General features: G+C 63.6%; 14 protein-coding genes. 6 read left to right on the forward strand and 8 right to left on the reverse strand.

Features of this window, described 5'->3' with window-relative positions; all coding sequences use genetic code 11:
• The first annotated feature begins 19 nt into the window (after window positions 1-19).
• Entirely contained in the window at window positions 20-709 is a 690-nt protein-coding gene (locus AC5ZGW_RS03475) for a DUF2848 domain-containing protein (protein ID WP_130224218.1), read from the forward strand.
• Here the strand turns inward: AC5ZGW_RS03475 and AC5ZGW_RS03480 are convergent.
• The 5 genes from AC5ZGW_RS03480 to AC5ZGW_RS03500 form a co-directional block, all read right to left on the reverse strand.
• Complete coding sequence (locus tag AC5ZGW_RS03480) at window positions 706-909, reverse strand: hypothetical protein (protein ID WP_130224220.1); 204 nt, start codon at window positions 907-909, stop codon at window positions 706-708. The two genes, AC5ZGW_RS03475 and AC5ZGW_RS03480, sit on opposite strands and share 4 nt — an antisense overlap.
• Before the next feature lie 255 nt (window positions 910-1164).
• Window positions 1165-2397 carry an acyl-CoA dehydrogenase family protein gene (locus tag AC5ZGW_RS03485; protein WP_130224224.1) on the reverse strand — a complete coding sequence of 411 codons (1233 nt, stop codon included), beginning with the start codon at window positions 2395-2397 and terminating at the stop codon, window positions 1165-1167.
• A 31-nt stretch (window positions 2398-2428) separates the two neighbouring features.
• Complete coding sequence (locus tag AC5ZGW_RS03490; protein WP_130224226.1) at window positions 2429-3433, reverse strand: NrtA/SsuA/CpmA family ABC transporter substrate-binding protein; 1005 nt, start codon at window positions 3431-3433, stop codon at window positions 2429-2431.
• 24 nt (window positions 3434-3457) lie between these two features.
• The gene (locus AC5ZGW_RS03495; protein ID WP_130224228.1) at window positions 3458-4177 is read right to left on the reverse strand and encodes an ABC transporter ATP-binding protein; all 720 of its coding nucleotides are present in this window, start codon (window positions 4175-4177) and stop codon (window positions 3458-3460) included.
• On the reverse strand, window positions 4174-4944 hold the full coding sequence (locus AC5ZGW_RS03500; protein WP_130224271.1) for an ABC transporter permease subunit: 771 nt from the start codon (window positions 4942-4944) through the stop codon (window positions 4174-4176). Before AC5ZGW_RS03500 ends, AC5ZGW_RS03495 begins: the two co-directional genes overlap by 4 nt.
• A 436-nt stretch (window positions 4945-5380) precedes the next feature.
• Between AC5ZGW_RS03500 and AC5ZGW_RS03505 the strand changes: the two genes are divergently transcribed.
• From AC5ZGW_RS03505 to AC5ZGW_RS03515, 3 genes are all read left to right on the forward strand, one after another.
• On the forward strand, window positions 5381-6475 hold the full coding sequence (locus tag AC5ZGW_RS03505) for an LLM class flavin-dependent oxidoreductase (protein WP_130224229.1): 1095 nt from the start codon (window positions 5381-5383) through the stop codon (window positions 6473-6475).
• 171 nt (window positions 6476-6646) lie between these two features.
• Complete coding sequence (locus AC5ZGW_RS03510; protein WP_165435087.1) at window positions 6647-7768, forward strand: methionine ABC transporter ATP-binding protein; 1122 nt, start codon at window positions 6647-6649, stop codon at window positions 7766-7768.
• Window positions 7758-8423, forward strand: a complete 666-nt coding sequence (locus AC5ZGW_RS03515) for a methionine ABC transporter permease (protein ID WP_028162066.1) — start codon at window positions 7758-7760, stop codon at window positions 8421-8423. The genes AC5ZGW_RS03510 and AC5ZGW_RS03515 overlap by 11 nt, the downstream gene beginning before the upstream one ends.
• 16 nt (window positions 8424-8439) lie before the next feature.
• Here AC5ZGW_RS03515 and AC5ZGW_RS03520 read toward each other — a convergent pair whose 3' ends face one another.
• A complete protein-coding gene (locus AC5ZGW_RS03520) occupies window positions 8440-9372 on the reverse strand; it encodes an aliphatic sulfonate ABC transporter substrate-binding protein (protein WP_207230959.1) in 933 nt (310 codons plus the stop codon).
• Between the two features lie 432 nt (window positions 9373-9804).
• Between AC5ZGW_RS03520 and AC5ZGW_RS03525 the strand changes: the two genes are divergently transcribed.
• Window positions 9805-10581, forward strand: a complete 777-nt coding sequence (locus tag AC5ZGW_RS03525) for a MetQ/NlpA family ABC transporter substrate-binding protein (RefSeq protein ID WP_130224233.1) — start codon at window positions 9805-9807, stop codon at window positions 10579-10581.
• Between the two features lie 139 nt (window positions 10582-10720).
• Here AC5ZGW_RS03525 and AC5ZGW_RS03530 read toward each other — a convergent pair whose 3' ends face one another.
• Together AC5ZGW_RS03530 and AC5ZGW_RS03535 are read right to left on the reverse strand one after the other, a co-directional pair.
• Window positions 10721-12124, reverse strand: coding sequence for an LLM class flavin-dependent oxidoreductase (locus AC5ZGW_RS03530; protein WP_207230960.1), 1404 nt, complete (start codon window positions 12122-12124; stop codon window positions 10721-10723).
• A gap of 40 nt (window positions 12125-12164) precedes the next feature.
• On the reverse strand, window positions 12165-12299 hold the full coding sequence (locus tag AC5ZGW_RS03535) for a hypothetical protein (RefSeq protein WP_283806987.1): 135 nt from the start codon (window positions 12297-12299) through the stop codon (window positions 12165-12167).
• Window positions 12300-12361: 62 nt separating this feature from the next.
• Between AC5ZGW_RS03535 and AC5ZGW_RS03540 the strand changes: the two genes are divergently transcribed.
• Entirely contained in the window at window positions 12362-13159 is a 798-nt protein-coding gene (locus tag AC5ZGW_RS03540; protein WP_130224235.1) for a MetQ/NlpA family ABC transporter substrate-binding protein, read from the forward strand.
• Window positions 13160-13163: the final 4 nt, after the last annotated feature.

Here is a 13163-nt window from a genome sequence, read left to right on the forward strand (position 1 = left end):
CACGCCACATGGAACGGACATGAAGAACGATATCGAATTCACTTTGGTTGCCAACAACGCCGCCACGCCGCTCAAACTGTCGATCACGCAGGCGGTGATCGCCGGCTGGACCGGACGCGATCCGGTCGCGCGCGACAAGCACATTGCCGAGCTCGCGGCGATCGGCATCGCGCCTCCGGCTTCGACCCCGATCTATTACCGATGTGCCGCGCGCAGGCTGACGACCGCCGGCAGCATTGAATGCACCGGCACCGAATCGAGCGGGGAGGTCGAGTTCGTGCTGTTTGGATTCGAAGGGCGTACGTTCGTCGGCGTCGGCTCCGATCATACCGACCGCAAGGTCGAGACCTACAACATCACGGTATCAAAGCAGATGTGCGACAAGCCCGTGGCGCCAATGCTGTGGGATCTCGCTGAAATCGAAAGCCATTGGGACCAGATCATGCTGCGATCCTGGGCGACGATCGACGGCGAACGCGTGCTTTATCAGGAAGGCGCGCTGAGCGGAATGCTGCCGGTGCCCGATCTGATCGAGCGCGGATTTGGCACTGCCCGACTGCCTGATGGCTGCGCCATGTTCTGCGGCACTTTCGCTGCCAAGGGTGGCATCCGCCCGGCCAGCCGCTTCGATTATGTCATTGAAGATCCCGTCTTGAAATGCAGCATCAGCCACGGCTACGAGATCATCACGCTGCCGGTGCTGGGCTAGGTGCCGCGGGCGGACTTCATCTGGGACTCGGTCGGCACCTTCCGATCCGGGTCCCTGTCATCCTTGTTGCCTTCAGACAGGCGAATGCGTCGCTCATAGTGGTGAGCCAGCTGCAGCAGGCGCCGCTTGATGAATGGATCTGCTTGCTCCGCAATAGCCCGAACCGCGCGCGCTCTTTCTCTGCAAAACTCGTCGTCCATCGATTTTGTCCCCGCAGACATTCAGCAAGCGGGGCGGACGTTAGCGCGGTTGGCCCGATTTATTTGTGATCGAGATCACACCTCCAGGTCAAAGTCGAAGCGAGTTCCGGCAGCGTCAGCACGGCAACCGGGGCGGGTTTTTCGGCGCATGTTCTAGAGCGTTTTCGAGCGAAGTGGACACCGGTTCGCGTGAAGAAAACGCGCCAAAACAAGAATCTAGAGCTTCGGTTCTGATTTCATCAGAACCGAAATGGTCTAGAAGAAGCCCTTCGCCGGCAGCGGTGTGCCGCTGATCTCGTATTGTCCGATCGAGCGCGCCTTGAAGGTCGTTGGGTTGTGTGAGGACAGGGTCCGCGCATTGCGCCAGTGGCGGTCGAAGTTGGTAACCTTCTTGGTGGCGGAGGCGCCGCCGACGTCGAACAACAGGCTGCCGGCGCGGATCGCGAATTCGTCCGCCACGATCTTGGCCTTTGCCGACAGCAGCGCGGCCTTGTGCGCGGCCTCGACCGCGTTGGCGGCACCCGCGTCGAACGCATCGGTCGCGACGTCAAGCGCTGCGGCCGCCGCGAGCACGACGGTCTCCGCGGCGAACGCGCCGCTTGCGATCTGGCCGACGGTCTGCTGCAGCAGCGGATCGTCGGTCGGGATCTGGCTTGGCGCGTAGTAGAAGGTCCGCTTGCGGGAGCGGACGAGGGCAGCGGCCTCGCGCAGGCTGGACCGCGCGATGCCGGCGACGATCGCAGTCAGGAACAGTTGCGCGAACGTGTTCGAATAGGGCACGCCGTAGCCGATGTCAGGCGCATCGAACACGACCTCCTGCCGTTTGACCTTCACGTTGCGGAAATGGGTCGTACCGGTTGCCGTCAGCCGCTGACCGAGCCCGTCCCAATCGTCGATCAACTCGACGCCTTCTCGCTTCACCGGGATGATCGTGGCGCCAGTCGCTCCGGACGGATCGGCGGCGCGCACCAGGACGTAGTCCGAATACAGCGTGCCGGTGCTGTAATATTTCGTGCCGTTCAGCAGGAAGTCGCCGTTCTCATCCGGCGTCAACGTGGTGTTGGGCGTGATGTCGCCGACCTTCGGGCTTTCCAATTCGGTGGTCGCAAGTCCGATGATGGCGCCTCCCGCGACCGCCTTCTGCCATTCCCGGCTCTGCTCGTCCTTGGGCGTGCGCACCAGACGCTCGACCACGCTGAAGTGGTTGCGCAGAATATGCGCGACGTTGGCGTCGGCCTCGCCAAGGCGGATCACGACCTCGAACAATTCGCGGATCGTGCTGCCGGCGCCGCCGGCCGCCGTTGGCAGCCGCAGCGCGCCGAGCCGCGCCTTGCGGATCAGGTCGATCTCCTGGAACGGAAGGACACGGTCGCGCTCGCGCTCGCTGGCGCCTTCGGCAATATGTTTCAGGAGCGCTTCAACATCTGGTGAGCGGGGATCGAGACGGTGCGACGATCCCAAGGAAAGTGCAGATACAGGCTTGTTCATCGTTTGACCTGGATGGAGTTGGAATGATCGTTCAGAGTTGCGCGAGGTGGTCGGTGATCTTGACCGGCTCAGGCAAGACCTTGCGCGCCACCAGCCAGTCGGCGGCCTTCTGCAAGTCGGCGAGGAATCTTTCATCATTGACCGGGAAGTAGCGATATTGCCGCTTCAGCGCGATGAATTGGTCGCGCACCTGGTCGCTGTACTTGCCGGCCTTCTGCGCGATGTACTCGGCGTCCTTGCTGTTCTCGGAAATCCATTTGCCCTCGGCGCGGAAGGCGTCGTTCACGGCGCGGACCAGCGCCGGATTGTCGGTCGCGAATTTGCGCGTGGTCAGATAGGAGGTGTAGTCGATCTGGAAATCCAGGTCGCGCCCCTCGAGGAAGATGTCGTGCGCCTTGTATTCGAGCCGCGCAATGTCAACGCCGGGGCTCCACATCGACCAAGCATCGACTTTGCCGGAGGCCAGCGCCGGCGCCGCGTCGGGCGGATTGAGATAGACGAATTTCACCGCGGAGCGGTCGACCTTGTGTTTCTCCAAAGCCGCGACTAGAAGGAATTCGCCGAGCCCTGAACGGTTCACCGCAACCGATTTGCCGACGAGATCTTCGATCTTGTTGATGCCGGAATCGTCCTTGGCGATGATCGCGGTGGTGCGTGGCTCGTAAACGACGAATTGCGTGAATACCAGCGGCGAGCCGGCGATGATCGCCGCCAGCGCCGGCGTGGTGCTGCCGCCGAAGCTGAAATCGGTGCTGCCGCCAGTCACCGCCTGCAGCGTCGGAGCATGGTTCGGGAACGGTCCGAGCCATTCGACCTTGATGCCGTCCTTGGCCAAGAGCTTGTCGAACTCGCCGCGCTCCTTTGCGATCAGGTTGAGGCCGCTGAGTCCCCAGGTCAGGCGGACCGTATCGGTGGTGCGGCCGGTCGCCGACCGCGCTGTCTTGGGCAAGCCGAAGCTGCCAAGCATGCCAAGGCCCGCGGCGGCGGAGCCGAGAAAACGTCGGCGGGAGGGGTTGGCAGACGAGAAATCAGGCATGGATGAACGGTCCTTCCGAAGAGCTCAAGCTGTATGGTGAGACGCAACGACGCCAAGCTCTGCGAGCAGCTCGGATCGCGCAATGCGGCCAGCGCCATCCCTTTTGGTTCGATGCTCAAACGCGATGCGGCCTTCGCGCATCACCAGGATGCGGTCGGCGAGGGCAATCGCTTCGTCGACGTCGTGTGTCACGAGCAGGACGCCCGGCCGATGGTTTGCCACCAGTTCGCGGACGAGATCGTGCATGCGGATGCGGGTCAGCGCGTCGAGCGCGGCAAAGGGTTCATCGAGCAGCAATAGCTCCGGCTGCTGCACCAGGGCGCGCGCCAGCGCGACGCGCTGGGCCTGCCCGCCGGAAAGATTGCGCGGCCAGTCATCGAGCCGGTCGCCGAGGCCGACCTCGGCCAGCGCTGCTGCGGCGCGCTCGCGCGGATCCTTCACCTGAAGCCCGAGCGACACGTTGCGCCAAAGACTGTCCCACGGCAGCAGGCGGTGCTCCTGGAACACGACCGCCGGACGTCGCGGCGCCACGATGCGGCCGCCGTCGATTGGGTCGAGCCCGGCCAGCGCGCGCAGCAGCGTGGTCTTGCCGCAACCGCTTTCGCCGAGCAGCGCCACGAACTCGCCGCGCTCGATGCGCAGATTGAGGTTTTCGATCACCACGCGCTTGCCATAGGCACGGCGCAGGTTGGTCACCACCACCGCGGGCGAGGCAACGGAGGAGGGCACGACATGAAGGGTCATCGCGCGCCTCCATAGTTCGGGTGCCAGGCGAGCAAGCGCCGCTCGAGCAAGCGCGCGATCGCGTCCGCCGCGACGCCGATCAGCGCATAGATCACGATCGTCAGTACGATCACGTCCGTGCGCAGGAATTCGCGGGCATCCATCGCGAGGAAGCCGATGCCGGACTGGGCGCCGATGGTCTCGGCCACCACCAAGGCAAGCCATGCGGTCGCGAGCGCGTAGCGCACGCCGGTCAGGATCGAGGGCAGGGCGCCCGGCAGGATGATCCGCCGGATCAATTCAAGCGTGCCAAGTCCCTGGATGCGTCCGAGCTCGATCAGCTTCGGATCGACCTGGCGGATTCCCAATGTCGTGTTGATGTAGATCGGGAAGGTGACGCCAAGCGCGACCAGGAAGATCTTCTCGGCCTCTCCAACGCCGAGCCAGACGATCACGAGCGGCAGCGCCGCCAGGAACGGGATCGCGCGGATCATCTGCACGCTGCGGTCGATTGCGGCCTCCGCGATGCGCGAGAAGCCGACCAGCGTGCCAAGCGCAAAGCCGATGGCGCCGCCGATCGCAAAGCCGGCCACAGCACGCAGCAGGCTGATGCCGAGATCGTTGAGCAGGCTTCCGGTGGTCACAAGCTTGAACGCCGTCCTGACGACCTTGCTCGGCGCCGGCAACACCTGAGGCGACAGCCATCCGGCCTGCGCCAGCACTTCCCAAACGACGAGCAGCGTCACCGGCGCGAGCCAGGAGAGCAGTTGCAGTCCGCGGCGGCTCAGCTCGAATGGTTTCCGCGGGGATGCAGCCGCGCCGTCCTTGCTCTCGGTCCCATCAAATTCGGCCGGGGAAACGGCTTGTTCCAGGTTGCTCAAGACAACGTCGTCCTCGCTTCATCGTGTTGCATGATGCGCGCGCCGATGAAGCGACATCAGGATGCCACGCGCGAGGCACATCGGAGCACCCACCCAACTGCGGCGCTCCGCCGCGTGAGTGCACGCCCTTCCATACGTCGCGAAATGTCCCACGAATTTAGCCGGACAGAAATAGAGCGGTTTTCCAATTGTCTGGTGCCGGAGAGTTTTCTGGTTTCTTTGCGCGCGCAAGACGGCAAAGAATATCTTTCACCGCGGCTGCGCTTGATCTCGCTTCGCGCTTTGGCGAAAACAGCCGCGCTTCCGCCACGGCATGATGCGCGCAATTCGAGAGAAATCACAAATGACGGCACGACCGCTTCGTTTCGGCATCTGGGCATTGGTTCATGGACCGCGTGCCGCGCATCACGATCCGGAGGAGCCGTATGATGCGTCGTGGGAGCGCAACCGCGATCTGGTGCTTGCGGCGGAACGGCTCGGCTATGACTCCACGCTGGTCGCGCAGCACACCATCAATCCGCATCAGGAGGATCTCGATCAGTTGGAGGCGTGGAGCGCGGCGGCGGCGCTTGCGGCACTGACGAGCCGGATCGAGATCATCGCCGCGATCAAGCCGTATCTCTATCATCCGGTGGTGCTGGCGAAGATGGCGCTCGGCATCGAGAACATCAGCCGCGGCCGCTTCGCGATCAATCTCGTCAATGCCTGGAATAAGCCCGAGCTCGAAAAGGCGGGCATCGGCTTTGCCGAGCATGACGCGCGCTATGCCTATGGCCGCGAATGGATCAGTGTGGTGTCGCGCCTGATGCAGGGCGAACGCCTGACCTACAAGGGCGAGCATTTCGACGTGCGCGACTATGCGCTCCGGCCCGCCGACCTCTACCGGCAACGGCCGCTGATCTATGTCGGCGGCGAATCCGAGCCGGCGCGGGCGCTGGTCGCCGATCACGGCGACGTCTGGTTCATCAACGGCCAGCCGCTGGCGGATGTCGCGGCGCTGATTGCCGATGTCGCGGCGCGCCCGCGGCTCTCGGCGCCCTTGCGCTTCGGCCTTTCGGCGTTTGTGGTCGCGCGGCAGACCAACGACGAGGCGCAGGCAGCGTACCGGCGGCTCCTGGAGCTCGCCGCCAAGGATGCGCCGATGCGGGCGATCCAGAAGCAGAACACCGATCCGAAGGTCGTGATGATGCAGACGATGCAGAAGTCCGCGCGGGTCGGCAGCAATGGCGGCACGGCGGCCGGCCTTGTCGGCAGCTATGACGAGGTGGCGTCGCGCATCCTTGCATTCCACACAGCAGGCATCGAGCTGTTCATGCTGCAGTTCCAGCCGTTCGAGGCGGAGATGGAGCGTTTTGCCAGGGAGGTCATCCCGCGCGTGCGGCAGGCGCAGTCCGCGGCGGCGGCCGACGGAACTGCATTGTTGGCAGGTTCACGCTAGCGATCGATCGGTGCCCAAAAAACCGGCACACAGTCTGGCGGAAGGAATTTCTCTTGCCGAGGCGAGCGACGAAAGCTTGGCCTACGTCTCCGCCGATATCTGGAATTGCCAGCGGCCCCTGCTCGCGTAATTTTGCAGTGCAGCGCGCAGCCGAAAGACCGGATTTCAGCAATGAATGTGCATCAATCTCTCGCGGCCTCACGACCGCCGGAGGCATTTCCGCCCGTCGCCCCCGATGTCGTCTCCAAGGAGGCGATGGTGCGGTTCGAGGCCGTCTCGAAAACCTACCCCGCCTATCGCGGCAAGCCGAGCGTCACGGCGCTGCAGGACATCGACTTCGCAATTCCCCACGGCGTCATCACCGGCGTGATCGGTCGTTCCGGCGCCGGCAAGTCGAGCCTGGTCCGGCTGATCAACGGATTGGAGAAACCGACGACTGGCCGCGTCATCGTCGATGGCCGCGACATCTCGGCGCTTTCGGGCCGTGAATTGCGACTGGCGCAACGCTCGATCGGCATGATCTTCCAGCACTTCAACCTGCTGTCGTCGCGGACGGCGGCGGACAATATCGCCTTGCCGCTTGAAATCGCCGGCTGGTCGAAAGCCGAAATCGCCGCGCGCGTCTCCGAGCTGCTCGACCTCGTCGATATCGCCGACAAGCGCAATCGCTATCCGTCGGAGCTCTCCGGCGGCCAGAAGCAGCGGATCGGGATCGCGCGTGCGCTGGCGACGCGGCCGAGCGTGCTGTTGTCGGACGAGGCGACCTCGGCCCTCGATCCGCAGACGACGCGCTCGATTCTCGACCTGCTCGCCAATATCAACCGCGAGCTCGGCGTGACCATCATCCTAATCACCCACGAGATGTCGGTCGTACGACAGCTCGCCAAGGAGGTGATCGTGCTCGATGCCGGGCACATCGTGGAGCGCGGTCATGTCGCCGACATCTTCACCCATCCGCAACATGCGATTACCCAGAGCTTTCTCTCCGAGGTTCTCGGCGATGCGGTTCCGGTCTCCCTCTCGAGCCGGCTGCAGCATCAGCCGACGCCGGGCGGCCAGGCCGTGATCCGCGTGCTCGTCCGCGGCGATGGCGGCGATCGGCTAGTGGCGCGGCTGTCGCGCGAGCTTGCGATCGACGCGGCGCTGTTGTCGGCCCGGATCGACGAGATCGGCGGCCAGCAGGTCGGGTCACTGACGCTTGGCGTGCCCGGCGACGAGGCCGTTGTTGCGCGCGTGCTGTCCTTCCTTGCCCAACATCGGTTTTCCGCGGAGCGCCTCGGCTATGTCGCCTGAACTCATCAATCTCATCATCCAGGCGACCGGCGAAAGCCTGTTCATGGTCGCGGTCTCCGCCTCGCTCGGCACGTTGTTCGGCCTGCCGATCGGCGTGTTCCTCGCGACCAGCCGCAAGGGCGAATTGTTTGCCGCGCCGGCTGCGAATGCGATCCTTGGCGTCATCGTCAACGCGACGCGTTCCACGCCCTTCATCATCCTGGTCGTCGCGATCATCCCGTTCACGCGCCTTGTCGCAGGAACCTCGATCGGCTCGGGAGCGGCGATCGTTCCGCTCACCATCGCCTCGACGCCCTTCATCGCGCGCCTCGTCGAGGGCGCGATCCGCGAGGTCGATGCCGGCCTGATCGAAACCGCGTCGTCGTTCGGCGCCACCCCGCTGCAGGTCGTGCTCAAGGTCCTGATCCCCGAGGCGCTGCCAGGGCTCGTGCTGTCGCTGACGCTCGCGGTGGTCAGCCTGCTCGGCTATTCGGCGATGGTCGGCGCAGTCGGCGGCGGCGGGCTGGGCGATCTCGGCATCCGCTACGGCTATCAGCGCTTCATGCCGGGCATGATGCTGGCCGTGGTGGTGGTCCTGATCGCGCTGGTGCAGACAGTGCAGACCGCCGGCGACTATCTGGCGCGCCGGGTCAACCGCCGGCTGCGCCATCGTTGAGCCCTCGCGGGCGCCGTCAGGATCCTTTCGGCGCCCAGATCTTGACGTCGGTGGTATTGACCTTCTTCGGGATCAAGCCTTCGGCGACGAACGCATCGGCGATGCGCTGCTGCTCCGACAGGCCGGGGACGGTGACTGCGCCGACGTTATAGGAGCGGTGGCTGTTGGCTTCTTCCACTGCCGCGGCGTCGATGCCCCAGAGGCCGGCGAGAATGGTCGCGGCATCCTTGGGGTTGGCCTTCACCCACTTCCCGGTCTCAGCAAGCTTGTTGAAGATCACGTTGAGCGCGTCGCCGCGGCGATCGGCAAAGGCAGCCGAGGCGACATAGTAACGCTTATAGCTTGCGAGCCCGTTGCTGCCGTCGGAAAGGGTCCGCGCGCCGGACTGGCGGCTGGCGCTGGTGAGGAAGGGATCCCAGGCCACCCAGGCATCGACATTGTTGCTGACGAAGGCGGCGCGGCCGTCGGCCGGCGTCAGGTAGGCGGGCGTGATGTCCTTGAAGGTGAGGCCGGACTTGGCGAGCGCTGCAAGCAACAGGAAATGGCTGCCGGCGCCTTTTGTCACCGCGACCTTCTTGCCCTTGAGATCGGCCACAGATTTCACGGGCGAGTCCTTCGGCACCAAAATCGCCTGCGCCGACGGCGATGCGGCTTCCTCGGCGACATAGGCGAGCTTGGCGCCGGCGGCCTGCGCAAAGATCGGCACGGTGTCTGCGACGTCGGCGCCGAAATCGACGCTGCCGACATTGATGGCCTCGAGCAGCGGCAATCCGCTGGTGAATTCGTGCCAGGACACAGTGATGCCGAGCGGCGCGAGCGCCTTCTCCAATTCACCATTGGTCTTGAGGATCGCGGTGAGCGTCGAGGATTTCTGGTAACCGATCCGGATTTCCTCCGAGATCGCAGGCCGCGCCAGCGAGATCATCGCCAGCAGGCCAAGCGCGCTCATGGCGAGCCGGCGCGTGATGGGTTTGATCCGGGAGGCGGCTGGAACTTGCGAACGCGGGCGAGGCGAGAACAACATATCTGTGGCTTCCAAAATAATGCGGATGAATTCCGGAACCTCATTTGCGATCAATCGCGTGCCGGTGGCAATTCCGGAGAAGTCGTCCGATGTGGTGCAAAATTCTCCGCGGACGGCAATTAAGAGAATTACGTTTCGCGTGACATGCTGTCACCGTGCTGCATCATCCGTTCGTACGGAGGACCGATCGGCTACGGAGAACAGAAGCATCGCGCTGCACCATGTAGAGCAAATGTTTTGTTCCCCACGTTGAATGATCGCAGCCGTTTCGTCGTTTTGTCACCGAGGCGGTTGAAGCCACCAATGATCGGCGCTAGTGCCAGCCGCGTTACGTTTGTGTGATCTTTGGAGAGCTTTATGCGAATCTTTACCGCGATCGTTGCGGCAGCCGCCTTGTTTGCCGGCGCCGCAAGGGCCGAAACCATCCGGGTTGGCGTGACCGCCGGGCCGCACGCCGAGATCCTCGAGGTGGTGAAGAAGGTGGCCGCCGAGCGTGGCCTTGACATCAAGGTTGTCGAATTCACTGATTACGTCATTCCCAACCAGGCGCTGGCGCTGAAGGATCTGGAAGCGAACTCGTTCCAGCATGAGCCCTATCTGAAGAACCAGATCTCCAAGACCGGCTGGAAGATCGTGAAGGTCGCCAACACCATCGCTTCGCCGCAGGGCGTCTACTCGCTGAAATACAAGAAGCTGGCGGATCTGCCGGAGGGCGCACGGGTGGCGATCGCCAACGATCCCTCGAACGGCGCGCGTGGACTGATGATCCTTGCCCTCCACGGCGTGATCAAGCTGAAGGACCCGAACAACGTCGCCTCGACGATTGCCGACATCATCGAAAATCCCAAGAAATTGCGCTTCGTCGAGCTCGACGCGGCGCAGCTCCCGCGCTCGCTGCAGGACGTCGACCTCGTCTCGATCAACAACAATTACGCGGTGCAGGCCGGCCTCAATCCCGCGACCGACGCGATTGCGCATGAGTCGAAAGATGGCCCGTGGGTCAACATCATCGCTGTGCGCGAGGAAGATAAGGACAAGCCCTGGGTCAAGCAACTCGTCGACGCCTATCACTCGCAACAGGTGAAGGAGTTCCTCGATAAGCGCTTCAAGGGGACCTATATCGCCACGTGGTGATAGACCTGACGTAGGGTGGGCAAAGCGAAGCGTGCCCACCATTGCGAGCGGAGTGCTTGATGGTGGGCACGGCGCAAAGAGCGCCTTTGCCCACCCTACGCGGCGTTTGTTCGCTTCGCGCTGCCGAACGGCTAATACACTATTCGGCGGCGTTGGATCGAAGGGCATCGGTCGGCAGGCGGCGAAATCCCGCGCCCGGATGCGTCGCATGCAGGCGCGGTCCGCGTCCCGGAAACAGCTTCTCCCGTAAGGTGCCGTCGCGATAGGCGGTCTTGTAGACGCCGCGGGATTGCAGTTCGGGCACCACTAGATCGACGAACGCGTTCAGCGATTCCGGCACGACAAGACGGAACAGGTTGAATCCGTCCACGTCGGTCTCTTCCGCCCAGGCGATCAGTTCGTCGGCCACGTCCTGCGGCGAGCCGACCACGAAGGGTGAGCGTGCGCCGAGGTGGCTCAAGCTGGCAAGGTCGCCGATCTTCACCGGCCGCTCGCTGCGCAGCGTAAAATTCTCGACCATCGACTGGATCGCATTGCTCTCGACATATTGCACGGCCTCTTCGGAACGGTAGGTCGAGAAGTCGATGCCGGTCCATCCCGAGAGCAGCGCGAGTTGCCCGGCTTGGTCGACATGGCGGGCATAGTCCGCGAGTAGATCGTTGGCTTCGGCGCGAGTCGGCGCGACGATAACGGTGGCGCCGGCGAACAGCCTGATGTCATAGGGATCGCGCCCGAACTCCTTGGCGGCCTCCCTGATCTCGCGGACGGCGCGGGCGAGGATCGGCCTGGTCTGGCCGTTGAGGAAGATCGCTTCCGCATGCCTCGCGGCGAAGGCGCGGCCGCGCCGTGACGTTCCCGCCTGATACAACAATGGCGTGCGCTGCGGCGACGGTTCGGCGAGATGGATGCCGTCGACGCGATAATGCGAGCCTTCGTGCCTGACACGATGGACCTTCGCCGGATCGGTAAACACGCGCGTTTCGCGGTCGCGGCGGACCGCGTCATCCTCCCAACTGCCTTCCCAGAGCTTGTAGACGGCGGCGAGAAAATCCTCCGCCGCGTCGTAGCGTTCGTCATGGGCGCGGGCGGTGCGCAGGCCCATCCCGCGCGCGCCACTGTCGAGATAGCCGGTCACGATGTTCCAGCCGATCCGTCCTTTGGTGAGATGATCGAGCGTCGAGAAGCGGCGCGCGAATTGATAGGGATGCTCGAATGTCAGGTTCGACGTGATGCCGAAGCCGAGATGTTTGGTGACCAACGCCATCGCGGAGACCAGCAGCGTCGGCTCGGCGTTGGGCAGTTGGACGGCATGGCTGATCGCCGCATCCGGATTGCCGCCATAGACGTCGTAGACGCCGAATACGTCGGCAAGGAAGATGCCGTCGAGCAGGCCCCGCTCCGCGGTCCTGGCATAGTCGGTCCAATAATGAAGCGTGTTGTAGTCGATCGACGCATCGCGCGGATGCGACCACAGGCCGGCCCAGTTGTGGCTCGGCGCGGTCATGTTGAACGCGTTGAAGCGAAGTTCTCGCGGTCTCATCATCAGCCGTTCTCCGCAACGGGTTCGTGTTTCGCGGAAACTATCACGCCAGCCGGACGACGTTGTTTTCAATTTGCCGCGGCGGATGAAAGATTACCGCCGCGTCAGGCCAAAGCCGCAGCACGCGCATCGCTATTTTCTCCGACGCCTCGACAGCGCAGAGACCGGCAAGCATCATTCGTCAACAGCGCTCGCGAGGCCGCCTCATACGATCCTTCGAGAAGAGATGGACCTGACAAGATGAAGACGTTCATGCGTATGGCGCAGGCCGCCGGCCTGTTGCTTGCCCTCACCACAGCCGCGGTTGCCGACGAGCCGCTGAAGATCGCGACCAGTGCCGGCCCGGTCGGGCAGTTGGCTGGCTATGCGGCCAAGCTCGCCAAGGAGAAGGGGCAGGACGTCAGGATTGTCGAGCTCAGCGACTGGGTGGCGCTGAACGAAGTGGTCAACAGCGGCGATGTCGATGCGAACCTGTTCCAGCACGGGACTTACCTGGCGCTGCAGAACAAGCAGCGCGGCTTCAATCTCGTTCAGGTCGACAAGGTGGGCGTGATCGCGCCGGTCGGATTGTTCTCGAAGAAGATCAAGAGCCTCGACGAGATCAAGTCCGGCGACAGCGTCGCGATTCCCAACGAGCCCTTGAACGGGGCGCGCGGATTGATCCTGCTCGAACGCGCCGGCCTGATCAAGCTGACGCCGGGCAAAGGTTTCGCGGTGAGCAAGTTCGACATCATCGAAAACCCTAAGAACCTGAAGATCGTCGAGCTCGATCCCGCGCAGACCTATCGTTCGCTCGATGACGTCACGCTGGCGCTCGTCAACGTCACCTATCTGATCTCGGCCGGCGGCGATCCGAAATCGGCGCTGATCATCGACCGCACCCTCGATGACGGCCTGGTCCTGCGCTTCACCGCACGTGCCGACAAGAAGGACGATCCGCGCCTGAAGGCGTTCATCCAGGTCTTCAACTCACCGCAGGTGAAGCAGTTCATCGAGGAAAAGCTGCCGGCCTTCATCCCGGCGGGGTTCGACGGCTAGGCTC

Source organism: Bradyrhizobium sp. Crot121, assembly GCF_059512385.1.